The sequence below is a fragment of the Variovorax sp. OK605 genome, assembly GCF_900115445.1.
Taxonomy (GTDB): domain Bacteria; phylum Pseudomonadota; class Gammaproteobacteria; order Burkholderiales; family Burkholderiaceae_C; genus Variovorax.
This window is the reverse complement of sequence record NZ_FOWL01000021.1, coordinates 67,485-94,048: the sequence shown is the minus strand read 5'-3', so window position 1 is coordinate 94,048 and position 26,564 is coordinate 67,485. Positions and strand designations below refer to the sequence as shown.

Below are 26,564 nucleotides of genomic sequence, written 5' to 3'. Positions count from 1 at the left end.
GCCGCCAGCCCCTCACCCACTTTCTCTTCCTTGATCGCGAGCCGCAGGGCTTGGGTGGTCGACATCAGCACACTGCGCATCGGCCGCGATGAAAGCACCGAGGGCATCGAGCTCGAGATCGCACCCGAGCACGACTTTGCTGATCGTCTCGCATGGCCACTTCCGGCCAACGTGCGCATCAGTCAGATCCGAGACCTCGCCTCAGGCGTCATCCTGAGTGCCGAGGGCCTGATCCTCACGAGCGCGCACGTTGTGATGAACATTGACGAGGCGCAGGTGCAGCTCGACGACGGACGCCGCTTCATCGCACACGTGGTCGGCGTGGACCGGCGCACCGACGTCGGCCTGCTGAAGATCGATGCCAGCGGCTTGCCGCACGCCGTGATCGGCGACTCGGACAGCGTGGCACCCGGCGATTGGGTGGCAGCCATCAGCTCGCCTTTCGGTTTCCACGGCAGTGTGACCGCTGGCGTGGTGAGCGCGATCGACCGCGTCATGGGCGGCGCAGGCGACATTCCCTTCATTCAAACCGACGTGGCCATCAACCCAGGCAGCTCGGGCAGCCCCTTGTTCAACAGCCGCGGCGAAGTCGTCGGCATCAATTCGATGATCTACAGCGGCAACGGTGGCTACATGGGCCTGTCGTTCGCGGTGCCGATCAACTTGACCATGCGCATCGCGCGCCAGTTGCAGTCCGACGGCAGGGTGCGGCGAGGCTATCTCGGCGCGGAATTCCAGGCGCTCACGCCGGCGCTGGCACAGTCGTTCGCACTGCCGGCGACCACGAACGGAGCCCTCGTCGTTCGTGTGGAAGACGCAAGCCCCGCCAAGTCTGCCGGGCTCGCGCAAGGCGACGCGCTGACCGCGATCGACGGCAAGCCGGTGAGCCACTACAGCGATCTGCCGCAGCGCATCGGGGGCCATGCGCCAGGCACCGTGGTGTCGCTCGAGGTATGGCACGGCGGCCACAAGCGCATGCTACGCACCCGCCTGTCGGAGCAACCTGCATCGACCGAGCGTCCCGCAGCCGTGAGCATCGAATGGAACGACGGCCTTGGCCTGAGCTTGGCCGAATTGAGCGTGCCGCTTCGCCGGCAGATGCGCGCGCAAGGCGGGCTGGTGGTGCGTGAGGCGGCCGGTCCCGCACGCAGCGAAGGCCTCCGAGAGGGCGATCTGATCATTGCGCTCAACACGATGCCCTTGGAACACGTCGACGACTTCCGGCGCGCTCTGGCGCAGGTTTCGCCAGGACGCACCGTCGCGCTGCTGGTCATGCGGGACGGTCGGCTGGCCTACGTGGCTGTGCAAGTGCCGCCGGCGTCATCCCAAACAGCGCCGGCCGTGCCCGGGTCTGCCGAGCATTCATCTTCCACAACCGAGCGAGCCAAACCATGAGCCACCTCACCGCCACCGACTGCATCGCACTGGGCCAACGGCTCGACCTCATGAAGCAGCAAACCCTGGACGAGCTTCGTCGCGAAGACCCAGTGCACGCGGCCATCACCGAACGCGACGGGCGCGAGGTCGCAGACCACGCGGACGAAGCGGAGGCCGAGCGCGCCGACGATGTGCGATTCGCCGAGTTCGACATCGACCGGGAACGACTCGCAGACATTGAGCGCGCTCAGCAGCGGATGGCCGAGGGTCGCTATGGCACCTGCGCGGCCTGCGGGGACGCCATCGCACGCGAACGGCTGCAGGCGCAGCCGACGGCCGCGCGCTGCTCTGCGTGCCAGGAGGCCGCAGAAAAGGCGTTGCGTCACGGTACCCCGCGGTGACGGTGACGGGCACGGCGGCAACGCCGCCGCCGCACCGTTGCGCGGTCGCGCGCTACGACGCGGGTCCCAGCCCCAAGGGCGCGGGTACCAAGTTGACAATGCGCGTGAAAAGTGCGTCGTATTCGAACTCCGGCGCGTGACCGGTCAGCGGATCGCGATTCTGCGAGAACGCTTCGTCGAGCTCGCGCCAATCGTCCTCTGCGAGCACCCGTTCGGCCAGCGGGAGGATCTCGCGCTCCTCCTGCGCCATGTGCTCCAGGTAGAAGTCGACGTACCGCCCCACCGCCTCTTCGAAGGCCTCTTGGCGCGGTTCGCCGAGCATCTCGAACGCGAGCAGTGCGTGCTCGACGTTGCGGATCTTGCGCTCGCCCCAGGCGTGGTCATTGTCGAGCTTGTCGATCAGCTCGCGCGACAGCGGTGTGCGCGCGCGCAGCTTGGGAAAGAGCAGCTCAGTCTCCTTGCGGTGATGGCGCTTCTCGGGAAACTCGTCCACGTAGAACAGCATCGCGCGCAGCAGCCCGAAGTCGGGCAGGGTGCGCTCGCGGCGGCACCGCTCGAGCAGCATGACAATGGAGCGCAGCATGGCCGCCAACGCAGCATGCTCTTGGCGAATGATACGAACGGCAACATGTGGGCTCATGAGGGGTCTTTCTTGGTACGCCCCGAGGTTGGCTCTGCGCCGGTCGCCACGGCTTGATCGAGATCAAGCCATGACGACCGCACGCTCCCGATACTGGCAGCACATCCACCCACTTCAGGAGGCCTCCATGTATCAGCGAATTCTTGTTCCCGTCGACGGCAGCTCCACCTCGAACCGGGGCCTGTCCGAAGCCATCCAGCTGGCGAAGATCACCGGCGGGCGGCTCCGGCTCGTTCACGTGATCGACGAACTCTCGTTCGCGCTCTCCATGGACGCCTATTCCGGGTACACGGGTGACTGGCTCAAGGAACTGCGCGCCAGCGCCACGACGCTCCTTGAAAAGGGCCGCGCACAGGCCGCCGCCGAGGGCGTGGCGGCGGACGTGGTGCTGTGCGATACCTTCAAGGGCACGGTGAATGACCAGGTCATCGCGCAGGCGGTGTCTTCACAGGCGCAGCTGATCGTCCTCGGCACGCACGGACGCCGCGGCCTCGGGCGCTGGGTGATGGGCAGCAGCGCAGAACACATCCTTCGCCTGTCGCCGGTGCCTGTGCTTCTGGTACGCGCGCCAGAGGAGCAAGCCAAGGCCGAGTTCGAGAGCTTCACCCTGCCCGTCGGCGAAGTCGCGAGCCAGTGAGTTGCTGCGCGCCGGGGCACGCGATCAATGCGCAACGAGCACCGGCATCGTCATCTGCGCGAACACCTGTTGCGTGACGCCGCCCAGGAAGCGCTCGCGCAGGCGCGAATGTCCGTAGGCGCCCATCACGAGCAGGTCCGCGTCCAGATCCACCGCGCGCGAGAGCAGCGCCTCGCCGATGTCCAGCGCCGTGATCTCCCGCTCAGCCCTGGCCCGGATGCCGTGCCGCTGCAAGAATTGCAGCGTATCAGCTAAAGCCAGGCGCCATGCTTGGGCCTCGACGTGCCGCGGCGCGTCGGAATACCGGTACGACGCCAATGTGACGCGCAAGGCGCATCTCAACGCCGGCAGAGCCGCGTGCAACGCCACGGCAGCCTCCCGCGAACCGTCCCAGCCGACCAGGATGCGTCGTGGCGGTCCCTCGAAGCGACCATCCGACGGCACGAGCAGCACCGGTCGCCCCACCTCCATCAACACGTGGGCGGGCAGCGCTCGTACCGAGGCGTCGCTGGCGCTCGGGCGATCGCTCTGCCCGAGCACGATCAGATCGCTTGCGCGGCCGTGCCGCACCACTGCGTCGCCCGTATCGCCATCCACCAACCGCACTTCGCAAGACAGGGGTCCTCCGACCGCGATGGCGGCACGGAACTCGCTGCTGATGGCCTCTGCGCGGCCGCGCAGGCAGTCTTGCGAGTCCGAGACAGGGCGGGCCATGGCGCCTGGAACCAAACCAGCGGAAGGCGTGCTGCCTTGAAAGCCCGTCGGGACCAGTCCGATCAAGTGCGCCCCGTACGCCCGCGCCCAGCCGATGGCCAGTGCAGAACACCGCGGCGTGCGCTCGGTACGGTCCAAGTGCACGAGGATGGTGGGGTATTGCATGAAACGGTCTCCGGAGGACGCGCGGCACTTCGCGCGAGGGGTGGGCGTCACGGTCATCTTCAGACGCGGCAAGCGCTGGCACGTTGACCTCGATCAATCCTGTGTTGCGTTTCGGCGGAATGCCCGGTTTCGACCCGGTCACTGCAGCTGCGCAAAAGTGCCGCCCAAGCAGCGACGCATGCGAGCCCACAGAACTTCCGCGCTTTTCTGGCGCAGCGCACAGTGCCCGGCAGGCCCTGCGTCAAGAACGCGGGGAGCACCCACGGGTTGATCCAGCGCAAAGCCCGTCGGCGTGCACGACCGAACAATGACAGCGTGCCCTGATCCGATCCCTGCCGCGGCTGGCTATCTCGCGTGGTCGATCGACAGCGCGCCCGCTCACATCGTTTCGCAGCGCAAAGGATTGCCATGAACTCCGATCTCCAACTCCGACATGAAGTGTTCGGCCAGCTCAACTGGGACCCGGCCGTGAACGCCAGCGACGTGGACGTACGCGTCAAGGACGGCGTCGTCACGCTGCGTGGCGAAGTCACCTGCGAAGCCCAGCGCGAAGCGGCGGAGCGTGCTGCCCGTCGCAGTGAAGGGCTGACCACACTGGTCAATCGGCTGACCGTGCGCGCGTCAAGGGAACTGGCGCGGGCGCCCACGACGCCGCAAACATGAGCGCGTGGCGCCTCAATGCGCCATGAGCACCGGAACGCCCGCCTGGGCCAGCATCTCGCGCGTCACGCCGCCGAGCGTGCGTTCTCGTGCGCGGCTGTGTCCGTAGCCTCCCATCACCACCGGGTCCGCCTGCAGCGACCGCGCACGCGCCACCAACCCGTCTGCGATGCGCCCGTCCGCGCGGTCGCACAGGGTCCGCGCGTCGATGCCGTGGCGCATGAGCCAATGCGTCGTCTGTGGGATGCACCAGCGACCGACGGTGTCCTGATCGTCGTCAGGGGGCATCGACACCAGCGTGACTTGCGCTGCTCGGCGCAGCAGCGGCAGCGCACCTCGCACCGCCATGGCCGCTTCACGGCTGCCGTCCCACGCGACCAAGACGCGCTGCCCCACGCAGGCGAAGTCCCCCGTGCGCGGAACGATGAGCACTGGGCGTCCCGAATGCAGCATGGCTTCTTCATGCATGTGTCGGGCCTTTCCAACCACGGTGGCTGCAGCATCCACTTGGCCGACGATTAGAAGGTCGCAGGCGCGGCCGTGCCCGAGCAATGCGTCGAGCGGCTCGCCGTCGACAAGGCACACGTCGAACGACGGGCAGCCAAGTTCCTTGATGCGGCACCTGAACACATGCGCGACGGTTTCGGCGCGCCGTCTCAGATGAAGCGATGCGGCCGCAATGAGGCGGTCTGCCGCGGCAATCGAGCCGACGCTGCTCCCCATGTCCACCAGCGCCGCGCCGTGTCCCACGCCGGTCGGCACAATCGCGCACAAGTGGCTGCCGTGCGCCTTCGCCAAGCGCGTGGCCAAGACGGTGCGCTGCTCGCAGCGCTCCGTGTGGTCGAGATGAACGGCGATGGTGGACAGCGTCATGGCATTGCCTCGCGCCCTGGAAGGATGAATTCGTCAGTCATGATGGTTGATGCCTTGGGCCCCGTGACCCGCTGCTGTGATGCTGCAGCCGCTCGCTGCGCGGCGCCTTGCGCAGGATCAACGTCGGCCCTACAAGACCGACTGCAAGAAGGCCGCTTCGGTTTAGACCACCTCCGGCCCCATTGAGCGGACATATCGCAGATCGAAAGAACCGGCACTGACAGCACCTCGATATTTAGTCACGCGTCAACCCGCGCAATTGCGCCGCTGCCGGGTCGCGCGTGCTACGCTCCCAGAAATCCCAGCCGCTCTCGTTACAAATGAATTCGGCACCCCACATCGCGGTTCTCGATGACGAAGTTGACATCACGCAACTCCTGGCTGGGTACCTGCAGGGACACGGATTTCGGGTGACCCAGTTGCACAACGGTGCAGCGCTCAGGTCGCTCATGGCCTGCGACCCCGCCGACCTTGTGCTGCTCGACCTCGGCCTGCCCGGCGAAGATGGCTTTTCCATCGCACGGTCCATGCGCGAAAGCTGGCGCTGTGGCCTCGTGATCGTCACCGGGCGGGGAGATCCGGTCGACAAGGTGGTCGGGCTCGAGTTGGGCGCCGACGACTACGTGACCAAACCCTTCGACCTGCGAGAACTGGTGGCGCGCGTGAAGGCGGTGCTTCGACGGCTCGCACCCACTGCTCCGTTGCTCGCCGTGCCCCCCTCCTCCTCACCCCAGCGGCTGCGCTTTGCCGGGTGGCAACTGGACACCGAATCGCGCTGCCTGCTGGATCGGCGCGGCCAAGACGTGCCGCTCACCAGCGGCGAATTCGATCTGCTGTGCGCCTTCGCGCGGCACCCCGGGCGCGTGCTGTCGCGCGACTTCCTGCTCGAGCAGACGCGCGGGCGCGAGGCCGCCCCCTTCGATCGCACGATCGACGTGCAGGTCGGGCGGCTGCGCAAGAAGATCGAGGCCGACGCGGACGATCCGCAGCTCATCAAGTCGGTGCGCGGCGCGGGCTACGTCCTCGTGCCTCCGGTCTCGCATGGTTGACGCGGCGCGCCACCTTGCCGCACTCTCGCTGCCTTCGGGCATCGAGGAAGGCAGCGTGTTCCGCTCGCTCTTCATCGCCTACCCCGACTCGCTGCTGCTGGTCGACCAGGCCGGCGCCATCATGTTGGCCAACCCCTCGGCCGCGGCGCTGCTGGGCTACGCCCCCGACGAGCTCGTGGGCCTGAACGTCGACGTGCTGGTGCCCGACAGCATCCGCCCGCGCCATGCCTCCTACCGCGAGGCCTACGGCCGCGCGCCGCGCCCGCGCCCCATGGGCTCGCACATGGAGCTGGTGGCCAAGCGCAGGGACGGCAGCGAAGTGATGGTGGAGATCGCGCTCAGTCCACTTCAGGACCACGGCCTGCCGTTCGTGGTGGCCGCGATCCGCGACATCGGCGCTTATCCTCGCGTCAGGCAAGCGCTGCAGCGTGCGCGCTACAGCGACCATCTCGCTCAATTGGGACGCTTGGCGGTCGACACACGCGACCTGAACGTGGTGCTCGAGCGAGTGCCGCACATCGCGGCGGCCGGCCTGGAAGTCGATGTCGCGATGGTGCTGCTGTTGGATCACAACAGGCTCGAATTCCGGGTAGCCAGCGGCATCGGCAACGTGACTGGCGAGGAAATCGGCGCGCACATTGCCAACCACCCTGACACGCAGGCCGGCTTCGTGCTGTCGCAGGGCCGTCCGGTGGTCATTGCCGACTATCGACATGAGGAACGTTTCAAGGTGCCGCCCTCCTATCTGGAGGCCGGCCTCGTCAGCGCGCTGGCGGTGCCGCTGTCGGACCGGGGCCGCGTGATCGGCATGTTGTCGGTGCGCTCCAGGGCGCCCAAGCGTTTTGGTGAAGAGGAGCGCCGCTTCCTCGAGCAGTTGTCCAATCTGCTGGCCACCAGCTTGCAGCGCGTGCAGACCGAAGAGGCGCTCGCGCATGCCCAAAGGCTGGAAAGCGTGGGCCAGCTCACCGGCGGCATTGCGCACGACTTCAACAACCTGCTCACCGTGATCCAGGGCAACCTGCAGGTGCTCGAGGAACTGCCCGCGCTCGCGCAGGACGCCTACGCGCAGCAGCTCGTGGCGGCCGCCATGCGCGCCAGCCGGCGCGGCGCGGAGCTCACCGGCAAGCTGCTGGCCTTCTCGCGGCGGCAGGTGCTGCAGCCCGGCGTGGTCGACATCCATGCGCTGCTGCATTCGCTGGCCGACATGCTGCGCCGCACGCTTGACCAGCGCATCCACATCGCGGTCGACACGGCGCCGGGTTGCCCGCCGGTGCTGGCCGACCCGGTGCAGCTCGAGTCGGCGCTGCTGAACATTGCTATCAACGCGCGCGACGCGATGCCCGAGGGCGGCACGCTGCACTTTCGCACCGAAGCTGGCACGGTGCTGCCTTCGACTTTGCGCACGTCGGGCATGGAGCCGAACGCTGAAGGCCGATTCGTCGCCATCTCCATCTCGGACACCGGCACGGGCATGACCGACGAGGTGAAGGAGCGCGTGTTCGAACCCTTCTTCACCACCAAGGCAGCGGGCCGCGGCACGGGCCTGGGCATGAGCACGGTGTACGGCTTCGTCAAGCAGTCGAAGGGCGCCGTGGCCGTCGACAGCCGGCTGGCCGTGGGGACCACGGTCACGCTGTACTTGCCGCAACTCCAAGAAGAAGAACGCGCTCCGGCGCCGGCGAGGGAAGCACCATCCAACGACGGCCCCATTCCGTTCGGCCTGCGTGTGATGCTGGTCGAGGACGATGCGGAAGTGCGCATGGTCGCGCAGAACTTCCTGGTTGCACTGGGCTGCAGCGTGGAGACCGCCACCACTGGCGAAGAGGCGCTGTCCGCAATGTCAGACTCCCGCGCCGGACCTTTCGATCTGCTGCTCAGTGACATTGCACTCGGCGCCGGCATGCGCGGCACCCAACTCGCAGCCGATGTGCAGCAGCGCTTTCCGCGCATCTCGGTCCTGCTGATGTCGGGATTTTCGTCGGAGCTTCTCGCCACTGACCGAGCCGTGTCTCAAAGCTGGGATTTGCTGCGCAAACCTTACACACGGACCCAACTGGCACGGGCCATCGCCAAGCTTTTGGCGGCCGGCCCGGGTATCTGATACTCAGTGCAGCAAGGCTGGCACGGGCGCAAGACAACGCTGCACGAAGGCCGACAAAGCACCCACATCGGGAATGTGCACGTCGCGGCGGCCCTTCTCGGCGAAGCCGATGACGTTGTCGCGCGCCAGCCGCGACAGCGCCCGGCTTACGCTCTCCAGCGTCATGCCCAGGTAGTTGCCGATTTCCGCGCGCGTCATGCGCAGCGTGATCTGGTCGGTGCGCATGCCGCGCTCTGCCAGTGATTCGGCCCAATAGCGCAAGAACTCAGCCACGCGCGCATCGGCCGGCAGCGTGCATACCGACATCAGCGAGTCGCGGTCGTTCGCAATCTCGCGGCTCATGGCCGCATGCAGCACGCGTAGTAGGGACGTACTTGTCATGCAAGCAGCTAGCAATGCGTCGTAAGACACGCTCCAGACTTCACCGGTGTCCATGGCCACGGCGTCGCAGACGTAATGCCCGCTGGCGATGCCGTCGAAGCCCAGCCAGTCACCGCGAAACTTCAAGCCCACCACTTGCTCGCGGCCGTCGGCCGCAAGGTTGACGAGCTTGAAGAAACCCGAGTTCAGGATGTACAGGTTACCGAAGCTCTCGCCGGCCTGGTAGATGGCGTCGCCCGCATGCACCATGCGGCGCTGCGGATGCAATTGCTCGCCCAACAGCTTGAGCTTGTCGGCAGTCTTCTCGATGGCGGTGGATTCGATCATCTGGAACTCCTTGGGCAGTCTTGGCGAAGCGTCGCGGTAGCCCCGATGCTAGGAAACCCAAGGCAACGCCGTGCCAATGCTCGGCAACGGTGGGTAACGCTCCGTGAATGATCTGTGTCCGGTGTGTATCAACAGGCGCGCCGCCGTCGCGCGGCCAATCCTGCTCGAAGCACGCGCAATTGATCCGCATCAAGATCCGCACATCTGCCGCGATTAGCCTCGTCGGTGTCACACATCTCCGCGCCATGCTTTCCCCATCCGAATCACAGAACCGTCAGGCTCAGCAGCCGCTGCCGCAGCAAGCCAGCGAACTGGCCACGCTGGCCCGACGGTTGCGGCAGTTCGCCCTCGCCGGCGCAACGCCAAAGCTGCTACAGGGCAAGAACATTGGCGTGCTGCGACAAGCGCAGGACAGCGAGGCTCCGCTTCTGCTGCTGCGTGCCGCGGCCGAACTGGGCGCCCGCGTGGCCACGATGCGCTGGAGCCTCTCTCAAGCCATCCGTCCCGACGAGGTGCAGCAGACTTCGCGCGTGCTGGGCCGCCTGTATGACGCCGTGGTCTGTCTGGGCATGGCGCCGGATCTCGTGCGCGAGGTCGAGCTCGCTGCAGGCATTCCCGTGTACGACGACATCGCCTGCGACGAGCATGCGTCCATGCGCTTGGTGCGCGGTTTGGACGAGGAGCTGCCAGGCGCTGACAACCGACGCTTCGTGCTGCAGGCACTGCTGGCGGAGCGGCTCGCCTGATCACGCCCGCTGCCTCGGACGCGTCGCTTGATCCAGCGCAAGGCACCCGCGCAGGCCCAGCCTACAGTCCACATGACTGTCCTGCCATCACAGCGAGGAAACGTCAATGAAGACCGACGCCCAATTGCGCAACGACATGCAGACCGAACTGGCATGGGAGCCTGCCGTCACATCGGGCGATGTGGACGTGATCGTCAAGAACGGCGTGGTCACGTTGATCGGCCACCTGCTCAGCCATGCCGAGAAATACGCTGTCGAGCGCGCCGTGCAACGCGTGCACGGCGTGAAGGCACTGGCCATCGAGATGGATGTCCAGTTGCCTTCGGGGCACGCGCGCACCGATGCCGAGATTGCGGCGGCCGCCGAGCGGGCACTGGAGTGGAACATGCTGATGGCCGGCGGCAAGGTACGCCCCACAGTGGACAGCGGCTGGCTCACGCTCGAGGGTGAAGTCAAATGGGAGTACCGGCGCAGCGCGGCCAAAAGCGCGGTGCGAACCCTGACGGGCGTGAGAGGCGTGTCCAACACCTTCAGGGTCACGCCCAAGGTCCGGACTGCCGATGTGGCGCGGCAGATCCATGATGCACCTTTTCGACAGGCCGACAGCGAATCACGACACATCGCCATCGCGCTCCAAGGTGCCCAGGTCACGCTCAGCGGCACCGTGCACTCCTGGGCGGAGCGCGGCGCCGTGCAGGATGCAGCATGGGCAGCGCCAGGTGTGGCGGTCGTGGTCAACGACCTGCGGGTCGAACATTGAGCAAGCATCATGCGCGCCATGATGCTGAGCGCCCCGTTGTTGCCGCTCGAGCTTGATCGACGCGCCATCCCGCAGCCCGGCCCCGGCGAGCTTCGCTTGCGGGTACTGGCCTGCGCGGTGTGCCGTACCGACTTGCACATCGTCGACGGCGAACTGCCCTTGCCTGTGCTGCCGATCGTACCGGGCCACGAGATCGTGGGTGTGGTCGAGGCGATCGGGGCCGGCGTGCAGGACCGGCACATCGGCGAGCGCGTCGGCGTGCCCTGGCTGGGACACACCTGCGGCTGCTGCGACTTCTGCCGGGAAGGCCGCGAGAACCTGTGCGATGCGCCGCGCTTCACCGGCTACCATCGCGACGGCGGCTTCGCGAGCCACGTGATCGCCGAGGCGATGTTCTGCTTTGCGCTGCCCTTTCCCGAACCCGATGCTGCGCAAATTGCACCGCTGCTGTGTGCGGGTCTGATCGGCTGGCGCAGCCTGAAGGCGGCCGGCGACGGCGCGGCACGCATTGGTCTGTACGGGTTCGGAGCCGCGGCACATCTGATGGCGCAGGTGGCCATTGCGCAGGGACGGGAGGTCTTCGCATTCACCCGCCCCGGCGACAACGCCGCGCAGACTTTTGCGCGCAGCCTCGGCGCGGCTTGGGCAGGCAACTCGGATGCACGAGCGCCGGTGTGCTTGGACGCCGCCATCATTTTCGCGCCCGCCGGCGAACTGGTGCCGGCTGCGCTGCGCGCCGTGAAAAAGGGGGGACGAGTGGTCTGCGGCGGCATCCACATGAGCGACATTCCATCATTCCCATACCGGCTGCTCTGGCAGGAGCGCAGCATCGTCTCCGTGGCCAACCTCACGCGCGCGGACGCCCACGATTTCCTCGATTTCGCACAGACGCATCCCCTGCAGGTGCACGTCAGGACCTACGCGCTCGAGCAGGCGAACGAGGCATTGGCCGACCTTCGCGCGGGCCGCGTCGAAGGCGCGGCGGTGCTTGTGCCCTGAGTCGGCGAGCGAGAGGACACTCAGAGTCCGAACGAGTCCCTGTAGTCGGGCACCGTGCACTGCCAGCGGTGCCGCTCCTCGATGGCGAGGCGAAGCGCATCGGCAGCCGCTGGCTCGCCGTGAGTCACGAACACACGCTTCGGCGATTTCTGCGCGTCCAGCCAGCCGAGCAACTGCTCACGGTCGGCGTGTGCCGACAGGCTCTCCAGGTTGATCACCTCCGCGCGGACCGGTACATAGGCACCGTGAATCTTCACCGAGGTGGCGCCGCCCACCAGTGCCGCACCACGGGTCCCCGCAGCCTGGAAGCCCGCGAAGAGAATCGTATTTCTCGCATCGGGCGCATAGGCCTTGAGATGGTGCAGGACCCGCCCACCTGTGGCCATGCCGCTGGCCGAGACGATGATCGAGGGGTACTTCAGCGAATTCAGACGCTTCGATTCCTCGACTGTGCGGACGATGACGGTTTCGGACTGCAGCGCAGCGCACTGCGTCTCGCTGAGCCGGTGCTCGTCCGGGTGCGCGCGAAAGATGTCGGTCACACCGGCGGCCATCGGACTGTTCAGGTAGACGGGCATGTCGGGAATGCGCCGGGCCGCCTTGAGCAGTTGTATGCAATGCAGCAGGGTCTGCGCACGTCCCACGGCGAAGGCAGGTATCACCACGACACCGCCGCGCGCCGCCGTGCGGCTGATCGCGCTCGCCAGCTCGCCGAGGGTGTCCGTGTCGGGGTGCAGACGGTCGCCATAGGTCGACTCGACGACCACGTAATCCGCCGGCTGCACTTTGTCGGGCGGCATCATCACGATGTCGTCGCTGCGGCCCAGGTCACCGGAAAACAGAATGCTGCCGCCGTCCCATTCCACGCGCAGGCTGCCCGCGCCCAGAATGTGGCCGGCGCGGCTCAGCCGCCACGACCAGCCGGGCCATGGCGTGGATGCCTCGTCGAATGGCAGCACTTCGAAGCGCTTGAGCGCCGCGCGAGCCTGCTGCTCCGTATACAGCGGCAGCGCCGGATTGTGGCGGGAATGGCCATGTCGGTTCGCGAAGTCGGCTTCTTCCTCCTGCAGATGGCCCGAGTCGGGCAGCAGCAGGCCACACAGCGCGCGCGTCGCGGCGGTGCAGAAGATCTTGCCCTTGAAACCGAGCTCTACCAGCCGCGGGACAAAGCCGCTGTGGTCCAGGTGCGCATGCGTGAGCAGCACCGCGTCGATGTGCGCGGCGTCCATCTGCAACGCTTCCCAGTTGCGCAGCCGCAGCTGCTTGAAGCCCTGGAACAAGCCGCAATCGACCAGCAGGCGGCGGCCCGCGTGCGTCAGCAGGTACTTCGAGCCGGTGACTGTTCCCGTGGCCCCGAGAAAATCGATGCGCATGGCGGCCTCGCTCAGTGGGACATCAGAACCGGCAGCGTCATCGATGCCAGCATCGATTGCGTCGCGCCGCCGAGCACCCACTCGCGCGCACGGCTGTGGCCATAGCAACCCATCACCATCAGGTCGGCTCCGAGGTCGCAAGCCAGCGACAGAAGGCGCCCGGCGACATCACCCTCCTGCCTGTCGTCGGCATGCAGCGTCGGCTCTGGGCTGCCGTGGGCGCGCAGGTAGTCGCGCAGCCCCTCCAGCGCAGGCTGCGCGCCTTCGCCGTACGACACCAGGTGCACCCGCGCGGCGGCGCGCAGCCAAGGCAGCGATGCCGTCACCGCGCGCGCGGACTCGCGCGTTTCCTTCCACGCGACCAGCACCGTGCGACCGATCTGACCGAATTGCCCGGCATAAGGCAACACCAGGGCAGGCCGGCCGCTCTCCACCAACACGCTGGTGAGAAAGTCACCCGGCAGCTCGGCGTCGTACGGGTCATCGCGGTCGCGCTGGCCCATGATCATCAGATCCGCGTACAACCCCTGCCGTGCGAAGCTCCAGGGGGCATCGGCCATCGGCTCCATCCACCGCATGCGCCGCGAGCCCAGGCTCTGTTCAAGGAATGCGGCATGCATCTTGTCACGTGCGTCCTTGTCGAGCGCCTGCATGATTGTCACCGCCTGCGCGGCCCCCTCCAATGCAAAGGGATAGCGCATGAGCGACGTCAGCGTGCACGGCAGGACCGTGACCTCCGCGTCGAAGGCTTCGGCCATCCGGCGCGCCAGCTTCAGGCGTTGCGTGGATCGCGGCGAACTGTCGAGGTGAAGCAGGATGGATTTTGGGCTTTGCATGACAACGCTCCTCAAGGAAAAGAGTTCGATGAAGCCACCTTAAGGCGCCGCCATCCCTCATGGCTTGCGCTGCATCAACCGCAACTCGTCGGCGGTAAGCGCACGAAGGTTGACGACGCGCAAGGCGGCGCCCCCGGCGCGTCGTAGGCTTGAGCCATTCACCGCCCCAACTCGGGGCCCAGAGGAATCATCCATGACCGCCTTTTCCAGCGCCTGCATTGTCGGCAGCGGCATCGGTGCGCTCAGTGCAGCCGTGCTGCTGATCCGCGACGCCGGCATGCACGGCTCGCGCATCCGGATCCTCGAGGAGGCGGCACTGCCCGGCGGTGCACTTGACGCCACGGGCAACGCCGCGCAGGGCTACGTCACGCGCGGCGGACGCATGTTCACGGACGAGACCTACACCTGCCTGTGGAATGTGCTCGACAGCATTCCTTCGTTGACCACGCCGTCGCGCTCCGTACGCGAGGAAGTGCGGGCCTTCAACCTCGAGTTGCGCTCCGACGCACGCGCGCGCCTGATCGACCGCCATCACCGCATCCTGGATGCCAGCGACCTGGGCTTCGACTTGCAGGACCGACTTGAGGTGATGCGGCTGCTGGCCACGCCCGAGCGTGCCCTCGGTGCGCGCCGCATCGCGGAGTGCTTCTCGCCGCACTTTCTGGAAACCAACTTCTGGACCATGTGGCGCACCACCTTTGCGTTTCAGAACTGGCACAGCGCGATTGAACTCAAACGCTACATGCTGCGCTTTTTGCAGGAACTGCCGCGCATCCACACGCTGGGCGGGGTTCGCCGAACCGAGCTCAACCAGTACGACACCATCGTGCGTCCCATGGTGAGGTGGTTGCTTGCGCACGGCGTGCAATTCGAGTACGGCACTCGGGTGGTCGATGTGGAGTTTGCCGAGTCTGGCGACGGCCTGAAACTGCAGGCGCTGCGCTGCATGCGCGCCGGCCAGACGTCTGTGGTGCGGCTGTCCCAGGACGAGTGCGCGCTGCTCACGCTGGGCTCCATGACCGCCGACTCGCGCAACGGCAATGACCACCAGGCGCCCGAACTCGTGCGCGACCAGCGCGACGGCGCGTGGACGCTATGGAAAAACCTGGCGCGCAAGGCGCCCGGCCTGGGCCGTCCCGAGGTCTTCTGCGGCAACGTGGAGGAGACCAAGTGGGAGTCGTTCACGCTCACCATGCGCAGTGCGCTGCTGATGCAGCGCATCCAGGCCTTCTCGGGCAACGCACCGGGCACCGGTGGCCTGATGACCTTCAAGGACTCGAGCTGGCTGATGTCCATCGTGGTGCCGCACCCCCCGCACTTCGACGCCCAGCCGGGCAGTGTGTACACGCTCTGGGGCTACGGGTTGCTGCTCGAGACGCAGGGCAACTTCATCAACCAGACGCTGGCGCAGGCCAGCGGCCAAGAGATACTGAGCGAACTCATCCACCACCTGGGCTTCGAGGACATCCTCGACGAGGTACGGCGCACCACGACCGTCGTGCCGGTGATGATGCCGTATATCACCAGCGAGTTCCAGCGCCGCACGTTCACGGACCGACCGAGCGTGATTCCGCCCGGGGCGAAGAACTTCGCCTTGCTCGGCCAGTACGTGGAGATCCCGGACGATGTCGTCTTCACGGTGGAGTATTCGGTGCGCGGCGCGATGCATGGTGTCTACGGGCTCATGGACCTGAAGATGGACGTGCCGCCCATCTACCACGGCATCTCCGACCCCAAAATCGCGCTCGCAAGTCTGCGAACACTGGTGCACTGACGCGATAGTTGATCCATCTCAATCCCCCGAGACTGCGCAACGCGCAGCATGACTTGCGCCCCTTTTTTCGGACGCGTCAAGGAGAATCGAATGGGCTTCCTCTCGAACAACGTCGGTGCCGCTGACCGCACCTTGCGCATCGGTGTCGGTGCGCTTTTGATCCTGCTCGCCGGCATGGGCTACGTCGGCTGGTGGGGCTACCTCGGCCTCATTCCCCTCCTGACCGGTGCGATGGGAAGTTGCCCCCTGTATTCACTTTTCGGCTTCAGTTCCTGCCCTCGCAGCGGGCACTGATGGCGTGCGGGCAATTACCATGTCAGCATCTCAATGGCTCGGCATCGGGCTTCTCGCGCTGCTGCTCGGCGGGGGCGCGTGGTTGGCATTCAACCTGTTGATCTTTTGGCTCACACTCGACTGAGCCTTGCATGCCAGGATGCGACGCCATGTGCATGAGTCTGCTGAAGAGCCTCGCAGCAACCCCGCTGCCCCGCGTGGAGCCCGACCAGGCGCTGGTCGACAGGCTGCGCCTGCTCGAGGCGGCCGGACACATCCGGGTGCTCATCCCGCCGCCCCACGTCGACTGCGGCAGTTGCATGCGCCAGGACACGGCCACCGTGCTGGAGATCACCCCGCACGGCTGGGCCGCGCTGCGCACGGGTATCCTGGATGAAAAGAATGCACTGCCGATCGGCCCGCTCACACGCGGGCGCGCCAGCACGGCGCTCGATGTTGCCCGGTTGGCGGTTCGGTTCAACGGCACCAGGCGTCGATCTGGCGGCTGATGTCCGACCAGAGGGCGTGCAGCGCCACCGCCGCGAGCAGGATGCCTGCCAACCTCGCACCCCATCTCTGGTGCCTGCCGAGCCCGCTCCAGTGCAGCAGCCGCCAGAGCCATGGCGCCAGCCACATCGACAGCGCACTGCCCATCGCGAACAAAGCCATCGCCATGGCCCCCTGAAGCGGTCCGTCGCCCAGGCTGGCGAGCATCAGGGCCGAATACAGCAGCCCGCAGGGCATGGCGACCCAAAGCACACCGGTGGCCAACAGGCCCGCAAGCGAGACCCCGCTCACCGGACGCAGCCGCGCCTCGAGCAGCCGGCCCGCGCGCTGCGCCCACAAGGGCTGCCTGCCGGTGGCGGCCAGCACCGCCCCCCAAACGAACACGAGAACATGCAGCAGCACCCAAAGCGGGCGCAGCGCCGCGACGTGGGTACTGGCCTGCGCCAGGCTGTCGACACTGGCAGCGGCCACGGCGCCCGCAATGGCGTAGCTGGCGATGCGCCCTATGTGAAAGACGGCGGATGGCACCGCCGGCATGGCCACCCCCCCGTTCGGTGCCGAAGACGCGGCCGGCACGATGCGGATCACTGCCGCCGACACTGCACCGCACATGGCCACGCAGTGCGGTCCACCCACCAGCCCCATGATCAGCGCGGCACCGGCAAAAGCGCCCTGCATGCTCAGACCACGTGCGAGAAGCGCGTGCCACTGGCATGGCAGTACTTGTCGAACACCATCGCCACCACACGCACGAGGAACCAGCCCTGCGGCGTGACCTCGATGTGGTGATCGGACAGGCGCACCAGTCCTTTCGCAACGAGCGGGCCGAGCGCGGCGAACTCCGGGGCAAAGCGGTTGCGAAAGTCGATCGCGTGCGCCTGCCCCATCGCGTCGAAGTCCACACGGCCGTGGCACATCAGGGCCATGATCACGTCGCGCCGAAGCAGGTCGTCGCGCGACAAAGAGAGCCCTCGCACCACCGGTAAGCGGTGCTGGTCGAGCAGGTCGTAGTACAGCTCCAGCGACTTGGCGTTCTGGCTGTAGGTGGCGCCCACGCGGCCGATGGCCGACACCCCCAGGGCGAGCAGATCGCCGTCGGGCTGCGTGCTGTAGCCTTGGAAATCGCGGTGAAGACGCCCGCGGCGTTTGGCAATGGCCAGCGCATCGCCGGGCAGCGCGAAATGATCCATGCCGATGTACACATAGCCTGCGCCGCCCAGCACTTGGATGGCGCGCGCCAACATGCGCACCCTCGCGGGCGCGTCGGGCAAGTCTTCGGCGAGGATTCTCCGCTGAGACTTGAAGCGCTCCGGCAGGTGGGCGTAGGCATAGAGCGCGATGCGGTCAGGGCGCAAGGCGCTCACCTGGGCAAGCGTGCGCTCGAACGACGCGTCGTTCTGGCGCGGCAGCCCGTAGATCAGGTCGACGTTGACTGATTCGAACCCCAGCGACCGTGCGGCGTCCATCAGCTCGAACACCTGGGAGGCAGGCTGTATGCGGTGCACCGCGCGCTGAACGTCGGGGTCGAAGTCCTGCACACCGAAGCTCAAACGGTTGAACCCCAGCGCGGAGAGGTGCGCCAGCCTCTGCGCGTCGACCGTGCGCGGATCGATCTCGATGGACTGCTCCGCGCCGGCCGCGAAAGTGAAGCTGTCGCGCAGCATGGACAGCAGCGCATCCAGCTCCGCGTCGTCAAGGAAGGTGGGTGATCCACCGCCCAGGTGCAATTGACTCACGGCAGCGCCAGGCTCCAACTGCGCCGCCAGCAGTTGCGCTTCGCGCGCCAGGTAGTTCAGGTAGTGGCTTGCCTTCTCGCGGTGGCGCGTGACGACCTTGTTGCAGGCGCAGTAGTAGCACAGCGACTCGCAAAACGGGATGTGCACGTACATCGACAGCGGCGCGGACTGCGTGCCGTCCTCGCGTCGCAGGCGCATCGCCCGAGCTTGGTCGTCCGGGCCGAAGGCCTCGACGAACCGGTCGGCCGTGGGGTACGAGGTGTAGCGTGGTCCGGCCACACCGAACTCGCTCAGCAGCTCTGTCGGCAGCGTCAACGCGGTGGGATCGGGTTGGATTGCGCAATGCATGTCGGTGGTCTTCAGGTCGGAGGCGTCCCGATCGGGCGTGCCTGCACTGTGCCTTGGGCGCGCGGTGGGGCGCTTGATCTGCGTCAACCCGTGCGTGCGTCGCCGGGTGCCGGGGCGTCTTCATCGGCGTTCGGCTCGGCCAGCAGCGCGGTGAAGGCGCTCGACGCGGCTGCCATCAGCCAGAACACAAAGAACGAACCGGTGTAGATGCCCTGGCGCGACATGTGCAGCGCACCGGCCCCGCAGTAAACGTTGACCGGGTCGACCAACGCGAACACCAGCACCTCCATGCCACAGGCCACCAAGAATGACGGCCACAGGATCCCCATGACCTGGCGCTGCCAGTTCATGGCAAGTTCCTCCTCACAGGCATTGCGGGCGCCGGGAGGTCATCGACCGGCGTCGTCGAGTGGTTGCGCCCGGTGAGCGCGGGCATGAACCTCTTGTCGCCCAGCGTCTTGTTGATCTCAAGGCCTTCGCGGTAATAGTCCTGAGACACCAGCGCGTCCGGCCGGCTCCATGCCAACCAGAAGGTCACGACGCTCGCGACCACCACCACGGTCGGCCCGCCTATCACCATCCATAGCAGCGGATAGCGCCACCATGCCAGCGCGGGCGGTTCATTTGCATCTGATCCCGTGACAGTTGACGTTGTTGCATTCATGTAGCTCACCTGTTCAGCGCGGCACCAGAAAGACCGCTTTTTCGGAGATCTGCGCCCCGTCACCCGACTGCCGGATGTCGAAGTGCACCGTGTGCGAGCCTGCAGGCGCAGCGCCGTAGGGCATCTGCAGACGCACCGCCACCCAGCGCGACTGCGCGGCATCAACCGTCACTTGCGGCTCGGACGCCACAGCCAGACCGTCAAGACCGTGCGCGGAGATCTCGTAGCGCTGCGCCTGCTCGGTCGCGTTCATGACCTGCAGGCGATAAACATTCTCCAACCGCCCACCTTCCGCCAGACGTGCGAGCGAGGCCCGGTCGCGCACTACGTCCACCTTGAACGGCGTGCGTGTCACCAAGCTTGCGACTACGCCACAGACCAGAAGCATCAGCAGGGCCGTATAGATCACCACGCGCGGGCGCAGCACGCGGCGCACCAACTGGCGTCGTGTCCAGCCGCCTTCCATGGCGCTTTGCGTGTCGTAGCGGATCAGGCGCGGGGCATAGGCCATCTTGCGCATGACCGTATCGCAGGCATCCACGCACAGGCCGCAGCCAATGCACTCGTATTGGAGCCCCTTGCGGATGTCGATGCCCGTCGGGCACACCTGCACGCACAGCCCACAGTCGATGCAGTCGCCCAGGCCCTTGGCGCGCGCGTCGACACTCTTGCCTCGTGGTGCACGCGGCTCGCCGCGCTGCGCGTCGTAGCTCACGATGAGTGTGTCGCGGTCGAACATCGCACTCTGGAAGCGCGCATACGGGCACATGTACTTGCACACCTGCTCGCGCATGAAGCCGGCATTTCCGTATGTTGCGAAGCCGTAAAAGAAGACCCAGAAGACTTCCCACGAACCCATCTGCGTCTGCAGGAAGGCCATGCCCAGTTCGCGGATGGGTGTGAAGTAGCCTACGAATGTGAAGCCTGTCCAAAGCGCAATACCGATCCAGAGGATGTGCTTCGTCCACTTTTTCACAAGTTTCTCAAGCGACATCGGGTCCGCGTCCAGCCGTATGCGCGCCGTGCGGTTGCCTTCGATCCTGTGCTCGACCCACATGAAGATCTCGGTGTAGACCGTCTGCGGGCACGCATAGCCGCACCACAGGCGCCCGGCCACCGTCGTGAACAAGAACAGCGACATCGCGCTGATCACCAGCAGCCCTGAGAGGTAGATAAGGTCCTGCGGGTACAGCACCAGCCCAAAGATGTAGAAGCGCCGTGCGGAAAGGTCGAACAGCACCATCTGCCGCTCGCCCCACTGCACCCACGGCAGGCCATAGAACACCAGCTGCGTGAGAAATACCATGGCCCAACGCCAGCGCGCGAACAGGCCCCGTACGGTGCGCGGGTAAACCTTCTGGGTGGCCTCGTACAGACCATTTTCCTGCGTAGGCGGCGCGCTCGCGATGGGAACGATCTTGCGAGTCATGGCTTCTCGGGCGTCAAGGCGACTTCGCCGCCGGCGCTGCACTGGTCGCGGCCACCGGCGAGGCCGCCGGCGGCTGGTTGTTCGAGAATCCCCAGACATACGAGGCCAGCAACTTGATCTGCGCTTCCGTCAAGCGGCCTTGCTGCGCGGGCATCTCGTTGTGTTTTCCTTCGTTGATCATCTGGACGATTGCGCCCTCGCCGTAGCCATGCAGCCAGATCTTGTCGCTCAGGTTGGGTGCGCCCATGGCTTGGTTGCCCACGCCCCCGATGCCGTGGCACGCCGCGCAGGCCGTGAACTTCGACTTGCCCAGCCCGGCGCGCAGCGAGTCGTGCGGCTCGCCCGACAGGCTCAGGACGTAGTTGGCAACGTTCTTCACGTCGTCCTGCGTGCCCACAGCGGCAGCCATGGGAGGCATCGTTGCGGTGCGGCCTTTGGTGATGGTCTCGACGATCTTCTCGGGCGTGCCACCGTGCAGCCAGTCGTTGTCTGTGAGGTTGGGAAACCCCTTGTTGCCGCGCGCGTCGGAGCCGTGGCATTGCGCGCAGTTGTTCATGAACAGGCGCTCGCCGATGCCTTTGGCCTGCGCGTCGCGCGCGATGTCCTCCACGGGCATGGCGGCGAAGCGCTCGTACACCGGGCCGAGCTCTCGCGTGGCCGTAGCCACCTCGGCGTCGTATTCAGTGCGCGAACTCCAGCCCGAGTTGCCAGGGTAGCTGCCCAGACCCGGGAAGATCGCGAGATAGCCGAGACCGAACACGATCGTCAGCACGAAGAGTCCCACCCACCACAGGGGCAGCGGGTTGTTGGCTTCGCGCAGGTCGCCGTCCCACACGTGACCGGTGGTGTTGTCCGCGTCGGACGCCACGCGCTTGCGAGCGGTGAGCCACAGCAGCAGCACGCAGGCTGCAATGCTCAGCAGCGACACCACGGCGACATAGCCCGACCAGAAATGGTTGATGAAATCGCTCATCGGTATTCTCCGTTCAGTCCTGCTCGAACGGCAGTTGCGCCGCTTCCTGGAAGCCCTTGGCGTTGCGCCTCGCGTAGGCCCACACGACGATCCCGATGAAGAGGCCGAAGCACACGACGGTCGCGCCGACACGCAGGGTGGTGAGGTCGATCATTTGCAGGGCCCTTTCTTACTTGAGCGCCAGGCCCAGCGATTGCAGGTAGGCCACGGTGGCCTCCATCTCGGTCTTGCCCTTTACGCCCTCGGCGGCTTTGGCGATTTCGTCGTCGGTATAGGGCACGCCGACCCTTCGCAGCGCACGCATGTGTCTGGGCATGGCCTCAGCGTCGACGGTGTTCTTCTCGAGCCACGAATAGGCCGGCATATTCGATTCGGGCACCAGATCGCGCGGGTTGTTCAGGTGGATGCGGTGCCACTCATCGCTGTACTTTCCGCCCACGCGATGCAGGTCGGGGCCGGTGCGCTTGCTGCCCCACTGGAACGGATGATCGTAGACAAACTCCCCGGCCACCGAGTAGTGGCCGTAGCGCAGCGTCTCCGAGCGAAACGGGCGGATCATCTGCGAGTGGCAGTTGTAGCAACCCTCGCGCAGGTAGATGTCGCGTCCCGCCAGCTGAAGCGGCGTGAGCGGCTTGACACCCTGTACCGCTTCGGTGGTCGACTTCTGGAAGAAGAGCGGCACGATCTCCACGAGGCCGCCAACGGCCACGACGATCAGGATCAGCACGATCATCAGCAAGTTGTTGGTCTCGACCTTCTCGTGGCTGAAACCCGGGGACTTCGGTGTGTTGGAATTCATCGTGCTTCCTCAGGCGTGGGCCAGTGCGGGCTGCGGGATCTCGGCGCGCGCCGACTGGCCCGAGATGACTGTCATCCAAACGTTCCAAGCCATCAGCAGCATCCCCGAGAGGTAAAGCAGCCCGCCCAGCAGCCGAACGACGTAGAACGGAAAAGTCGCCTTCACGCTCTCCACGAAGGTGTAGGTCAGCGTCCCGTCGGGGTTGATGGCGCGCCACATGAGGCCCTGCATGACGCCGGCGATCCACATCGCGGCGATGTACAGCACGATGCCTACGGTGGCGATCCAGAAGTGCGCCTCGATGGCCTTCACGCTATACATGGTGTTGCGCCCGTACATGCGCGGAATCAGGTAGTACAGCGAACCCATGGTGATGAATCCGACCCAGCCGAGTGCGCCGGAGTGCACGTGCCCGATGGTCCAGTCCGTGTAGTGGCTCAGGGCGTTGACGGTCTTGATGGACATCATCGGTCCCTCGAAGGTCGACATGCCATAGAACGACAGCGCCACAATCAGGAAGCGCAGGATGGGGTCGGTGCGCAGCTTGTGCCAAGCGCCCGAGAGCGTCATCACGCCGTTGATCATGCCGCCCCAGCTCGGAGCCAGCAGAATGAGCGAGAACACCATGCCCAGCGACTGCGTCCAGTCGGGCAGCGCCGTGTAGTGCAGGTGGTGCGGGCCAGCCCACATGTAGGTGAAGATCAGCGCCCAGAAGTGCACGATCGACAGCCGGTATGAATACACCGGACGGCCCGCCTGTTTCGGGATGTAGTAATACATCATTCCCAGGAAGCCGGCCGTGAGGAAGAAGCCCACCGCGTTGTGGCCGTACCACCACTGCACCATTGCGTCCTGCACGCCGGCATAGGCCGAGTAGCTCTTCATCCAGCCCGCTGGGATTTCGGCGCTGTTGACGATGTGCAGCAGCGCCACCGCGATGATGAACGCGCCGTAGAACCAGTTGGCCACGTAGATGTGGCGCACGCGGCGAATGCCGATGGTGCCGAAGAACACGACGGCATAGGCCACCCAGACCACAGCGATCAGCAGGTCGATCGGCCATTCGAGCTCGGCATACTCCTTGCCGCTCGTGTAACCCAAGGGCAGGCTGATGGCAGCCGAGACGATCACCAGTTGCCAGCCCCAGAATACGAACGAGGCCAGCGCCGGCGCGAACAGCCGCACCTGGCAGGTCCGCTGAACGACATGGAAGCTGGTGGCCATCAACGCGCAGCCGCCGAAAGCGAAGATCACCGCATTGGTGTGCAACGGGCGCAGCCTGCCGTAGCTCAGCCAGGGAATGCCGAGGTTGAGCTCCGGCCAGGTCAGCTGCGACGCGATGATCACGCCGACCAGCATGCCCACCACCCCCCAGACCACGGACATGAGGGCGAACTGCCGCACGACGGTGTCGTCGTAGCTCGCGGCAGGCGGATTTGTTGTTTGCATCGTGTTGCCCTCGAATGATTCGGGGCAGTGTCCCCGGCCGTGTCACCGAGGGGGTTGATGCAGATCAATCGTTGCGCAGGATGCGATCGCCTTCGATCTCGACGTTCTCGAACTGCCCACGTTCGATGGCCCACCACAGCCCGCCCAGGATGGCGAGCACCAGCACCACCGACAGCGGAATGAGCAGGAAGAGGATGTCCATCAGCTTGCAGCCTCGGTCGCACCTGCAGCCGGTGCGGCCAGCCGCACCGCGTTCAGCACCACCGTCAGCGAACTCACAGCCATGCCGATGCCCGCCAGCCATGCGGGCAGCCATCCCGCCACCGCCAGCGGGACGCACAGCGCGTTGTACGCTGCGGCCCAGAACAGGTTCTGCCGCACCACGCGCAAGGTGCGCCGCGCCTGCGCTATCGCCTTCGGCACCGCCGCGAGCGTACCGCCGGGCACCACGAAGTCAGCGCGCGCGCGCGAGATCGGCACCGCGTCGCCGAACGCGAACGAGGCGTTGGCACGCGCCAGGCTTGGACCGTCGTTGAGCCCGTCGCCGATCATGGCCACCTCACGGCCCGCGGCCTGCAGCTGCCAGAGCACCTCGAGCTTGTCCTCTGGCGTGCAGTCTCCCTGCGCCGCGGCAATGCCCGCACGCGCGGCGATGGCGCGCACGGCAGCGTCGCGGTCGCCCGACAGCAGACGCACCGCAATGCCCTGGTCTTTCAGGGCGGCCACGGCTTCTGCCGCATCCGGGCGCAGCTCTTCGGCCAGCACGAAGCTCGCCAGCCAGCCCTTGTCGTCGCTCAGGTGGATCTGAGGCGCATCGACCTGCAACGCAGGTACGCTACAGAACGCTGCGCAACCCAAGCGCAATGGGTGCGCCGTACGGTCGCATCCTTTGATGCGAATCGCATGCGCTTCAACGCCCTCCCCGGCCGTTTCCGCGAGGTGCGACACCTTCCATCCGGGCGGCGCGCGGAACTGCGCCTGCCACGCGTCGGACAGCGCACGCGCGGTCGGATGCAGCGATTGCGCCCCGAGCGCCGCGCCAATCTCCAACGCGTCGCCCGGCATCCATCCACGCCGACAGTACACGCGCTCCAGGCGCAGCGTGCCGCCAGTGAGCGTGCCGGTCTTGTCGAATATCACGGTGTCGACCGAGGCCAGTGCCTCGAGCGCCTGAAGATTGGCGCACAGCACACCGCCGCGCGCCAGCGCACCAGCGCTCGCGAGCATCGCGGCCGGCGCGGCCAGCGACAGCGCGCAGGGGCATGTGACGATGAGCACCGCCACCGCCACCATCAGCGCACGGCCGGGGTCGACATGCCACCACACCAGCGCGGCGGCAGCCGCCGACACCAGCACCGCCCAAAGAAAGGGCCGCGCCACCCGGTCGGCCAACTGCGCGAGCCGCGGCTTGTCGAGCGCGGCGCGGTCCATGAGCTGCACGATCTGCGCGAAGCGCGTGTCCTCGCCCGCCGACTCCACACGCACCTGCACCAGTGCCGCGAGGTTGTGGCTGCCCGCGAGCACGCGGCTGCCGCAGGGGCGCGGCACGGGGCGCGATTCTCCCGTGAGCAGGGCCTCGTCGGCGCTGGTATCGCCTTCGATCAGCACGCCGTCGACAGGAAACGCTTCACCCGGGCGAACGCGCAGCACGTCGCCCGCGACGATGCGTCGCACCGACATACGCGACCAGCCGCCATCGGCGTCCAGGCGCTCGACGCTCTCCGGCAGCCTGTGCATCAGGGCCTCCAGCGCGCCGGCTGTGCGGTCGCGAAGTCGCGCTTCAAGCCAGCGGCCGGTCAGCAGGAAGAAGACGAACATCGTCAGCGAATCGAAGTAGACCTCGTGCCCCAGCGGTCCCGTAGGGTCGAAGGTGGCCGCGCTGCCGAGCGCAAAAGTGATCAGCACACCGAAGGCCACGGGCAAGTCCATGCCGATGCGGCCGATGCGCAGGTCGCGCCACGCATTGCGAAAGAAGGGCCCGCATGAAAACAGCAACACGGGCAGCGTGAGCACCCAGGAGGCCCAGCGCAGCAACTGCGCGGCGTCGGCGCTCATGTCGCCCGGCCGGGCGACGTAGGCCGGGTAAGCGTACATCATCACTTGCATCATGCACAGGCCCGAGACCAGCCAGCGCCACAGCGCCATGCGGGTTTCGCGTGTGCGCCTCGCGCTCGCCGATGCGCTGCCCGCCGGCATCAGCGGGTAGCCGGCGCCGGCGCTTGCCTCGAACCAGCGCGACGGCCGCGTCGCCGCCGGCGACCACACCACGCGAGCGCGCCGACTCGCGGCATTCACCTGTGCCTCGGTCACGCCCGGCACCTGCATCAGCGCTGCTTCCACGCTGAGGGCGCAGGCCGCGCAATGCATGCCCTCGACCGCGACCATCGATTCCCAACGACCGCCAGCCGTATCGCCGTCCAGAGCGTTGCCGAAGGCCGACCACTCGGCGGGGTCGTCCAGCACCTGCCAGAAGTCGGCCGCAGATGCTCGCGGCGTCTGAAGGTAGGATGGCGAGGCGAGCATGGCTTGCATCGCACGAGGCTAAAGGCGCGAGAGGTCGCGCGGCTTGATCT

At 66.4% G+C, this 26,564-nt stretch carries 29 protein-coding genes; 12 read left to right on the top strand and 17 right to left on the bottom strand.

All coding sequences use genetic code 11. The features are described from left to right. The first annotated feature begins 30 nt into the window (after positions 1-30). Together BM013_RS35310 and BM013_RS35305 are read left to right on the top strand one after the other, a co-directional pair. Complete coding sequence (locus BM013_RS35310) at positions 31-1,395, top strand: trypsin-like peptidase domain-containing protein (RefSeq protein ID WP_256221833.1); 1,365 nt, start codon at positions 31-33, stop codon at positions 1,393-1,395. Continuing rightward, entirely contained in the window at positions 1,392-1,778 is a 387-nt protein-coding gene (locus tag BM013_RS35305; protein WP_093134052.1) for a TraR/DksA family transcriptional regulator, read from the top strand. The genes BM013_RS35310 and BM013_RS35305 overlap by 4 nt, the downstream gene beginning before the upstream one ends. A gap of 52 nt (positions 1,779-1,830) precedes the next feature. Here the strand turns inward: BM013_RS35305 and BM013_RS35300 are convergent, their stop codons facing one another. Continuing rightward, positions 1,831-2,418 (bottom strand): hemerythrin domain-containing protein, encoded by a 588-nt coding sequence (locus BM013_RS35300; RefSeq protein ID WP_093134050.1) that lies wholly within the window; start codon positions 2,416-2,418, stop codon positions 1,831-1,833. Between the two features lie 127 nt (positions 2,419-2,545). Between BM013_RS35300 and BM013_RS35295 the strand changes: the two genes are divergently transcribed. Beyond that, entirely contained in the window at positions 2,546-3,055 is a 510-nt protein-coding gene (locus tag BM013_RS35295; protein ID WP_093134047.1) for a universal stress protein, read from the top strand. Positions 3,056-3,079: 24 nt separating this feature from the next. Here BM013_RS35295 and BM013_RS35290 read toward each other — a convergent pair whose 3' ends face one another. After that, positions 3,080-3,934 (bottom strand): universal stress protein, encoded by an 855-nt coding sequence (locus BM013_RS35290; protein ID WP_093134190.1) that lies wholly within the window; start codon positions 3,932-3,934, stop codon positions 3,080-3,082. 408 nt (positions 3,935-4,342) lie between these two features. On the opposite strand from BM013_RS35290, the gene BM013_RS35285 reads away from it, so the two are divergent. Then, the gene (locus tag BM013_RS35285; protein ID WP_093134044.1) at positions 4,343-4,597 is read left to right on the top strand and encodes a BON domain-containing protein; all 255 of its coding nucleotides are present in this window, start codon (positions 4,343-4,345) and stop codon (positions 4,595-4,597) included. A gap of 12 nt (positions 4,598-4,609) precedes the next feature. On the opposite strand, the gene BM013_RS35280 is transcribed toward BM013_RS35285, so the two are convergent. Beyond that, complete coding sequence (locus BM013_RS35280) at positions 4,610-5,467, bottom strand: universal stress protein (protein ID WP_093134041.1); 858 nt, start codon at positions 5,465-5,467, stop codon at positions 4,610-4,612. 320 nt (positions 5,468-5,787) lie between these two features. Between BM013_RS35280 and BM013_RS35275 the strand changes: the two genes are divergently transcribed. Continuing rightward, a complete protein-coding gene (locus BM013_RS35275; protein ID WP_093134038.1) occupies positions 5,788-6,516 on the top strand; it encodes a winged helix-turn-helix domain-containing protein in 729 nt (242 codons plus the stop codon). Next, the gene (locus BM013_RS35270) at positions 6,509-8,617 is read left to right on the top strand and encodes a PAS domain S-box protein (RefSeq protein WP_093134035.1); all 2,109 of its coding nucleotides are present in this window, start codon (positions 6,509-6,511) and stop codon (positions 8,615-8,617) included. Before BM013_RS35275 ends, BM013_RS35270 begins: the two co-directional genes overlap by 8 nt. Before the next feature lie 3 nt (positions 8,618-8,620). On the opposite strand, the gene BM013_RS35265 is transcribed toward BM013_RS35270, so the two are convergent. Continuing rightward, a complete protein-coding gene (locus BM013_RS35265; RefSeq protein ID WP_093134033.1) occupies positions 8,621-9,325 on the bottom strand; it encodes a Crp/Fnr family transcriptional regulator in 705 nt (234 codons plus the stop codon). A 179-nt stretch (positions 9,326-9,504) separates the two neighbouring features. Here BM013_RS35265 and BM013_RS40915 point away from each other — a divergent pair, with 179 nt between their 5' ends. From BM013_RS40915 to BM013_RS35250, 3 genes are all read left to right on the top strand, one after another. Continuing rightward, positions 9,505-10,071 (top strand): Rossmann-fold NAD(P)-binding domain-containing protein, encoded by a 567-nt coding sequence (locus tag BM013_RS40915; RefSeq protein WP_177225656.1) that lies wholly within the window; start codon positions 9,505-9,507, stop codon positions 10,069-10,071. 106 nt (positions 10,072-10,177) lie between these two features. After that, entirely contained in the window at positions 10,178-10,831 is a 654-nt protein-coding gene (locus BM013_RS35255) for a BON domain-containing protein (protein WP_093134028.1), read from the top strand. A gap of 9 nt (positions 10,832-10,840) precedes the next feature. Continuing rightward, positions 10,841-11,830, top strand: a complete 990-nt coding sequence (locus BM013_RS35250; RefSeq protein WP_093134025.1) for a zinc-dependent alcohol dehydrogenase family protein — start codon at positions 10,841-10,843, stop codon at positions 11,828-11,830. A 20-nt stretch (positions 11,831-11,850) separates the two neighbouring features. Here BM013_RS35250 and BM013_RS35245 read toward each other — a convergent pair whose 3' ends face one another. Continuing rightward, on the bottom strand, positions 11,851-13,203 hold the full coding sequence (locus BM013_RS35245; RefSeq protein ID WP_093134022.1) for an MBL fold metallo-hydrolase RNA specificity domain-containing protein: 1,353 nt from the start codon (positions 13,201-13,203) through the stop codon (positions 11,851-11,853). Between the two features lie 11 nt (positions 13,204-13,214). Further along, positions 13,215-14,039, bottom strand: a complete 825-nt coding sequence (locus BM013_RS35240) for a universal stress protein (protein WP_093134020.1) — start codon at positions 14,037-14,039, stop codon at positions 13,215-13,217. 193 nt (positions 14,040-14,232) lie between these two features. Between BM013_RS35240 and BM013_RS35235 the strand changes: the two genes are divergently transcribed. From BM013_RS35235 to BM013_RS35225, 3 genes are all read left to right on the top strand, one after another. Further along, complete coding sequence (locus tag BM013_RS35235) at positions 14,233-15,813, top strand: oleate hydratase (protein ID WP_093134017.1); 1,581 nt, start codon at positions 14,233-14,235, stop codon at positions 15,811-15,813. A gap of 90 nt (positions 15,814-15,903) precedes the next feature. After that, the gene (locus BM013_RS35230; RefSeq protein WP_093134015.1) at positions 15,904-16,107 is read left to right on the top strand and encodes a YgaP family membrane protein; all 204 of its coding nucleotides are present in this window, start codon (positions 15,904-15,906) and stop codon (positions 16,105-16,107) included. A 155-nt stretch (positions 16,108-16,262) separates the two neighbouring features. After that, positions 16,263-16,595: a hypothetical protein gene (locus BM013_RS35225; protein ID WP_143098447.1), complete on the top strand. Its 333-nt coding sequence runs from the start codon at positions 16,263-16,265 to the stop codon at positions 16,593-16,595. On the opposite strand, the gene BM013_RS35220 is transcribed toward BM013_RS35225, so the two are convergent. The 11 genes from BM013_RS35220 to BM013_RS35170 all read right to left on the bottom strand — a co-directional run bounded on the left by BM013_RS35220 (position 16,564) and on the right by BM013_RS35170 (position 26,523). After that, complete coding sequence (locus BM013_RS35220) at positions 16,564-17,271, bottom strand: sulfite exporter TauE/SafE family protein (RefSeq protein ID WP_093134010.1); 708 nt, start codon at positions 17,269-17,271, stop codon at positions 16,564-16,566. The two genes, BM013_RS35225 and BM013_RS35220, sit on opposite strands and share 32 nt — an antisense overlap. A 2-nt stretch (positions 17,272-17,273) precedes the next feature. Then, positions 17,274-18,677, bottom strand: a complete 1,404-nt coding sequence (gene hemN / locus BM013_RS35215) for an oxygen-independent coproporphyrinogen III oxidase (RefSeq protein ID WP_093134187.1) — start codon at positions 18,675-18,677, stop codon at positions 17,274-17,276. Between the two features lie 83 nt (positions 18,678-18,760). Beyond that, positions 18,761-19,027 carry a hypothetical protein gene (locus BM013_RS35210; protein WP_093134007.1) on the bottom strand — a complete coding sequence of 89 codons (267 nt, stop codon included), beginning with the start codon at positions 19,025-19,027 and terminating at the stop codon, positions 18,761-18,763. Next, positions 19,024-19,341: a FixH family protein gene (locus tag BM013_RS35205; RefSeq protein WP_093134184.1), complete on the bottom strand. Its 318-nt coding sequence runs from the start codon at positions 19,339-19,341 to the stop codon at positions 19,024-19,026. Before BM013_RS35205 ends, BM013_RS35210 begins: the two co-directional genes overlap by 4 nt. 13 nt (positions 19,342-19,354) lie before the next feature. Continuing rightward, positions 19,355-20,770 carry a cytochrome c oxidase accessory protein CcoG gene (gene ccoG, locus BM013_RS35200; RefSeq protein WP_093134004.1) on the bottom strand — a complete coding sequence of 472 codons (1,416 nt, stop codon included), beginning with the start codon at positions 20,768-20,770 and terminating at the stop codon, positions 19,355-19,357. Positions 20,771-20,783: 13 nt separating this feature from the next. Then, positions 20,784-21,743 (bottom strand): cytochrome-c oxidase, cbb3-type subunit III, encoded by a 960-nt coding sequence (ccoP, locus tag BM013_RS35195; protein ID WP_093134002.1) that lies wholly within the window; start codon positions 21,741-21,743, stop codon positions 20,784-20,786. A gap of 13 nt (positions 21,744-21,756) precedes the next feature. Next, a complete protein-coding gene (locus BM013_RS35190) occupies positions 21,757-21,897 on the bottom strand; it encodes a cbb3-type cytochrome oxidase subunit 3 (protein WP_093133999.1) in 141 nt (46 codons plus the stop codon). Between the two features lie 15 nt (positions 21,898-21,912). Next, complete coding sequence (ccoO, locus tag BM013_RS35185; protein ID WP_093133997.1) at positions 21,913-22,542, bottom strand: cytochrome-c oxidase, cbb3-type subunit II; 630 nt, start codon at positions 22,540-22,542, stop codon at positions 21,913-21,915. A 9-nt stretch (positions 22,543-22,551) separates the two neighbouring features. After that, positions 22,552-23,991, bottom strand: a complete 1,440-nt coding sequence (gene ccoN / locus BM013_RS35180; protein ID WP_093133994.1) for a cytochrome-c oxidase, cbb3-type subunit I — start codon at positions 23,989-23,991, stop codon at positions 22,552-22,554. Between the two features lie 64 nt (positions 23,992-24,055). Continuing rightward, positions 24,056-24,193, bottom strand: coding sequence for a cbb3-type cytochrome oxidase assembly protein CcoS (gene ccoS / locus BM013_RS35175; RefSeq protein ID WP_093133991.1), 138 nt, complete (start codon positions 24,191-24,193; stop codon positions 24,056-24,058). Next, complete coding sequence (locus BM013_RS35170; protein WP_093133988.1) at positions 24,193-26,523, bottom strand: heavy metal translocating P-type ATPase; 2,331 nt, start codon at positions 26,521-26,523, stop codon at positions 24,193-24,195. Before BM013_RS35170 ends, ccoS begins: the two co-directional genes overlap by 1 nt. Positions 26,524-26,564 lie beyond the last annotated feature (41 nt).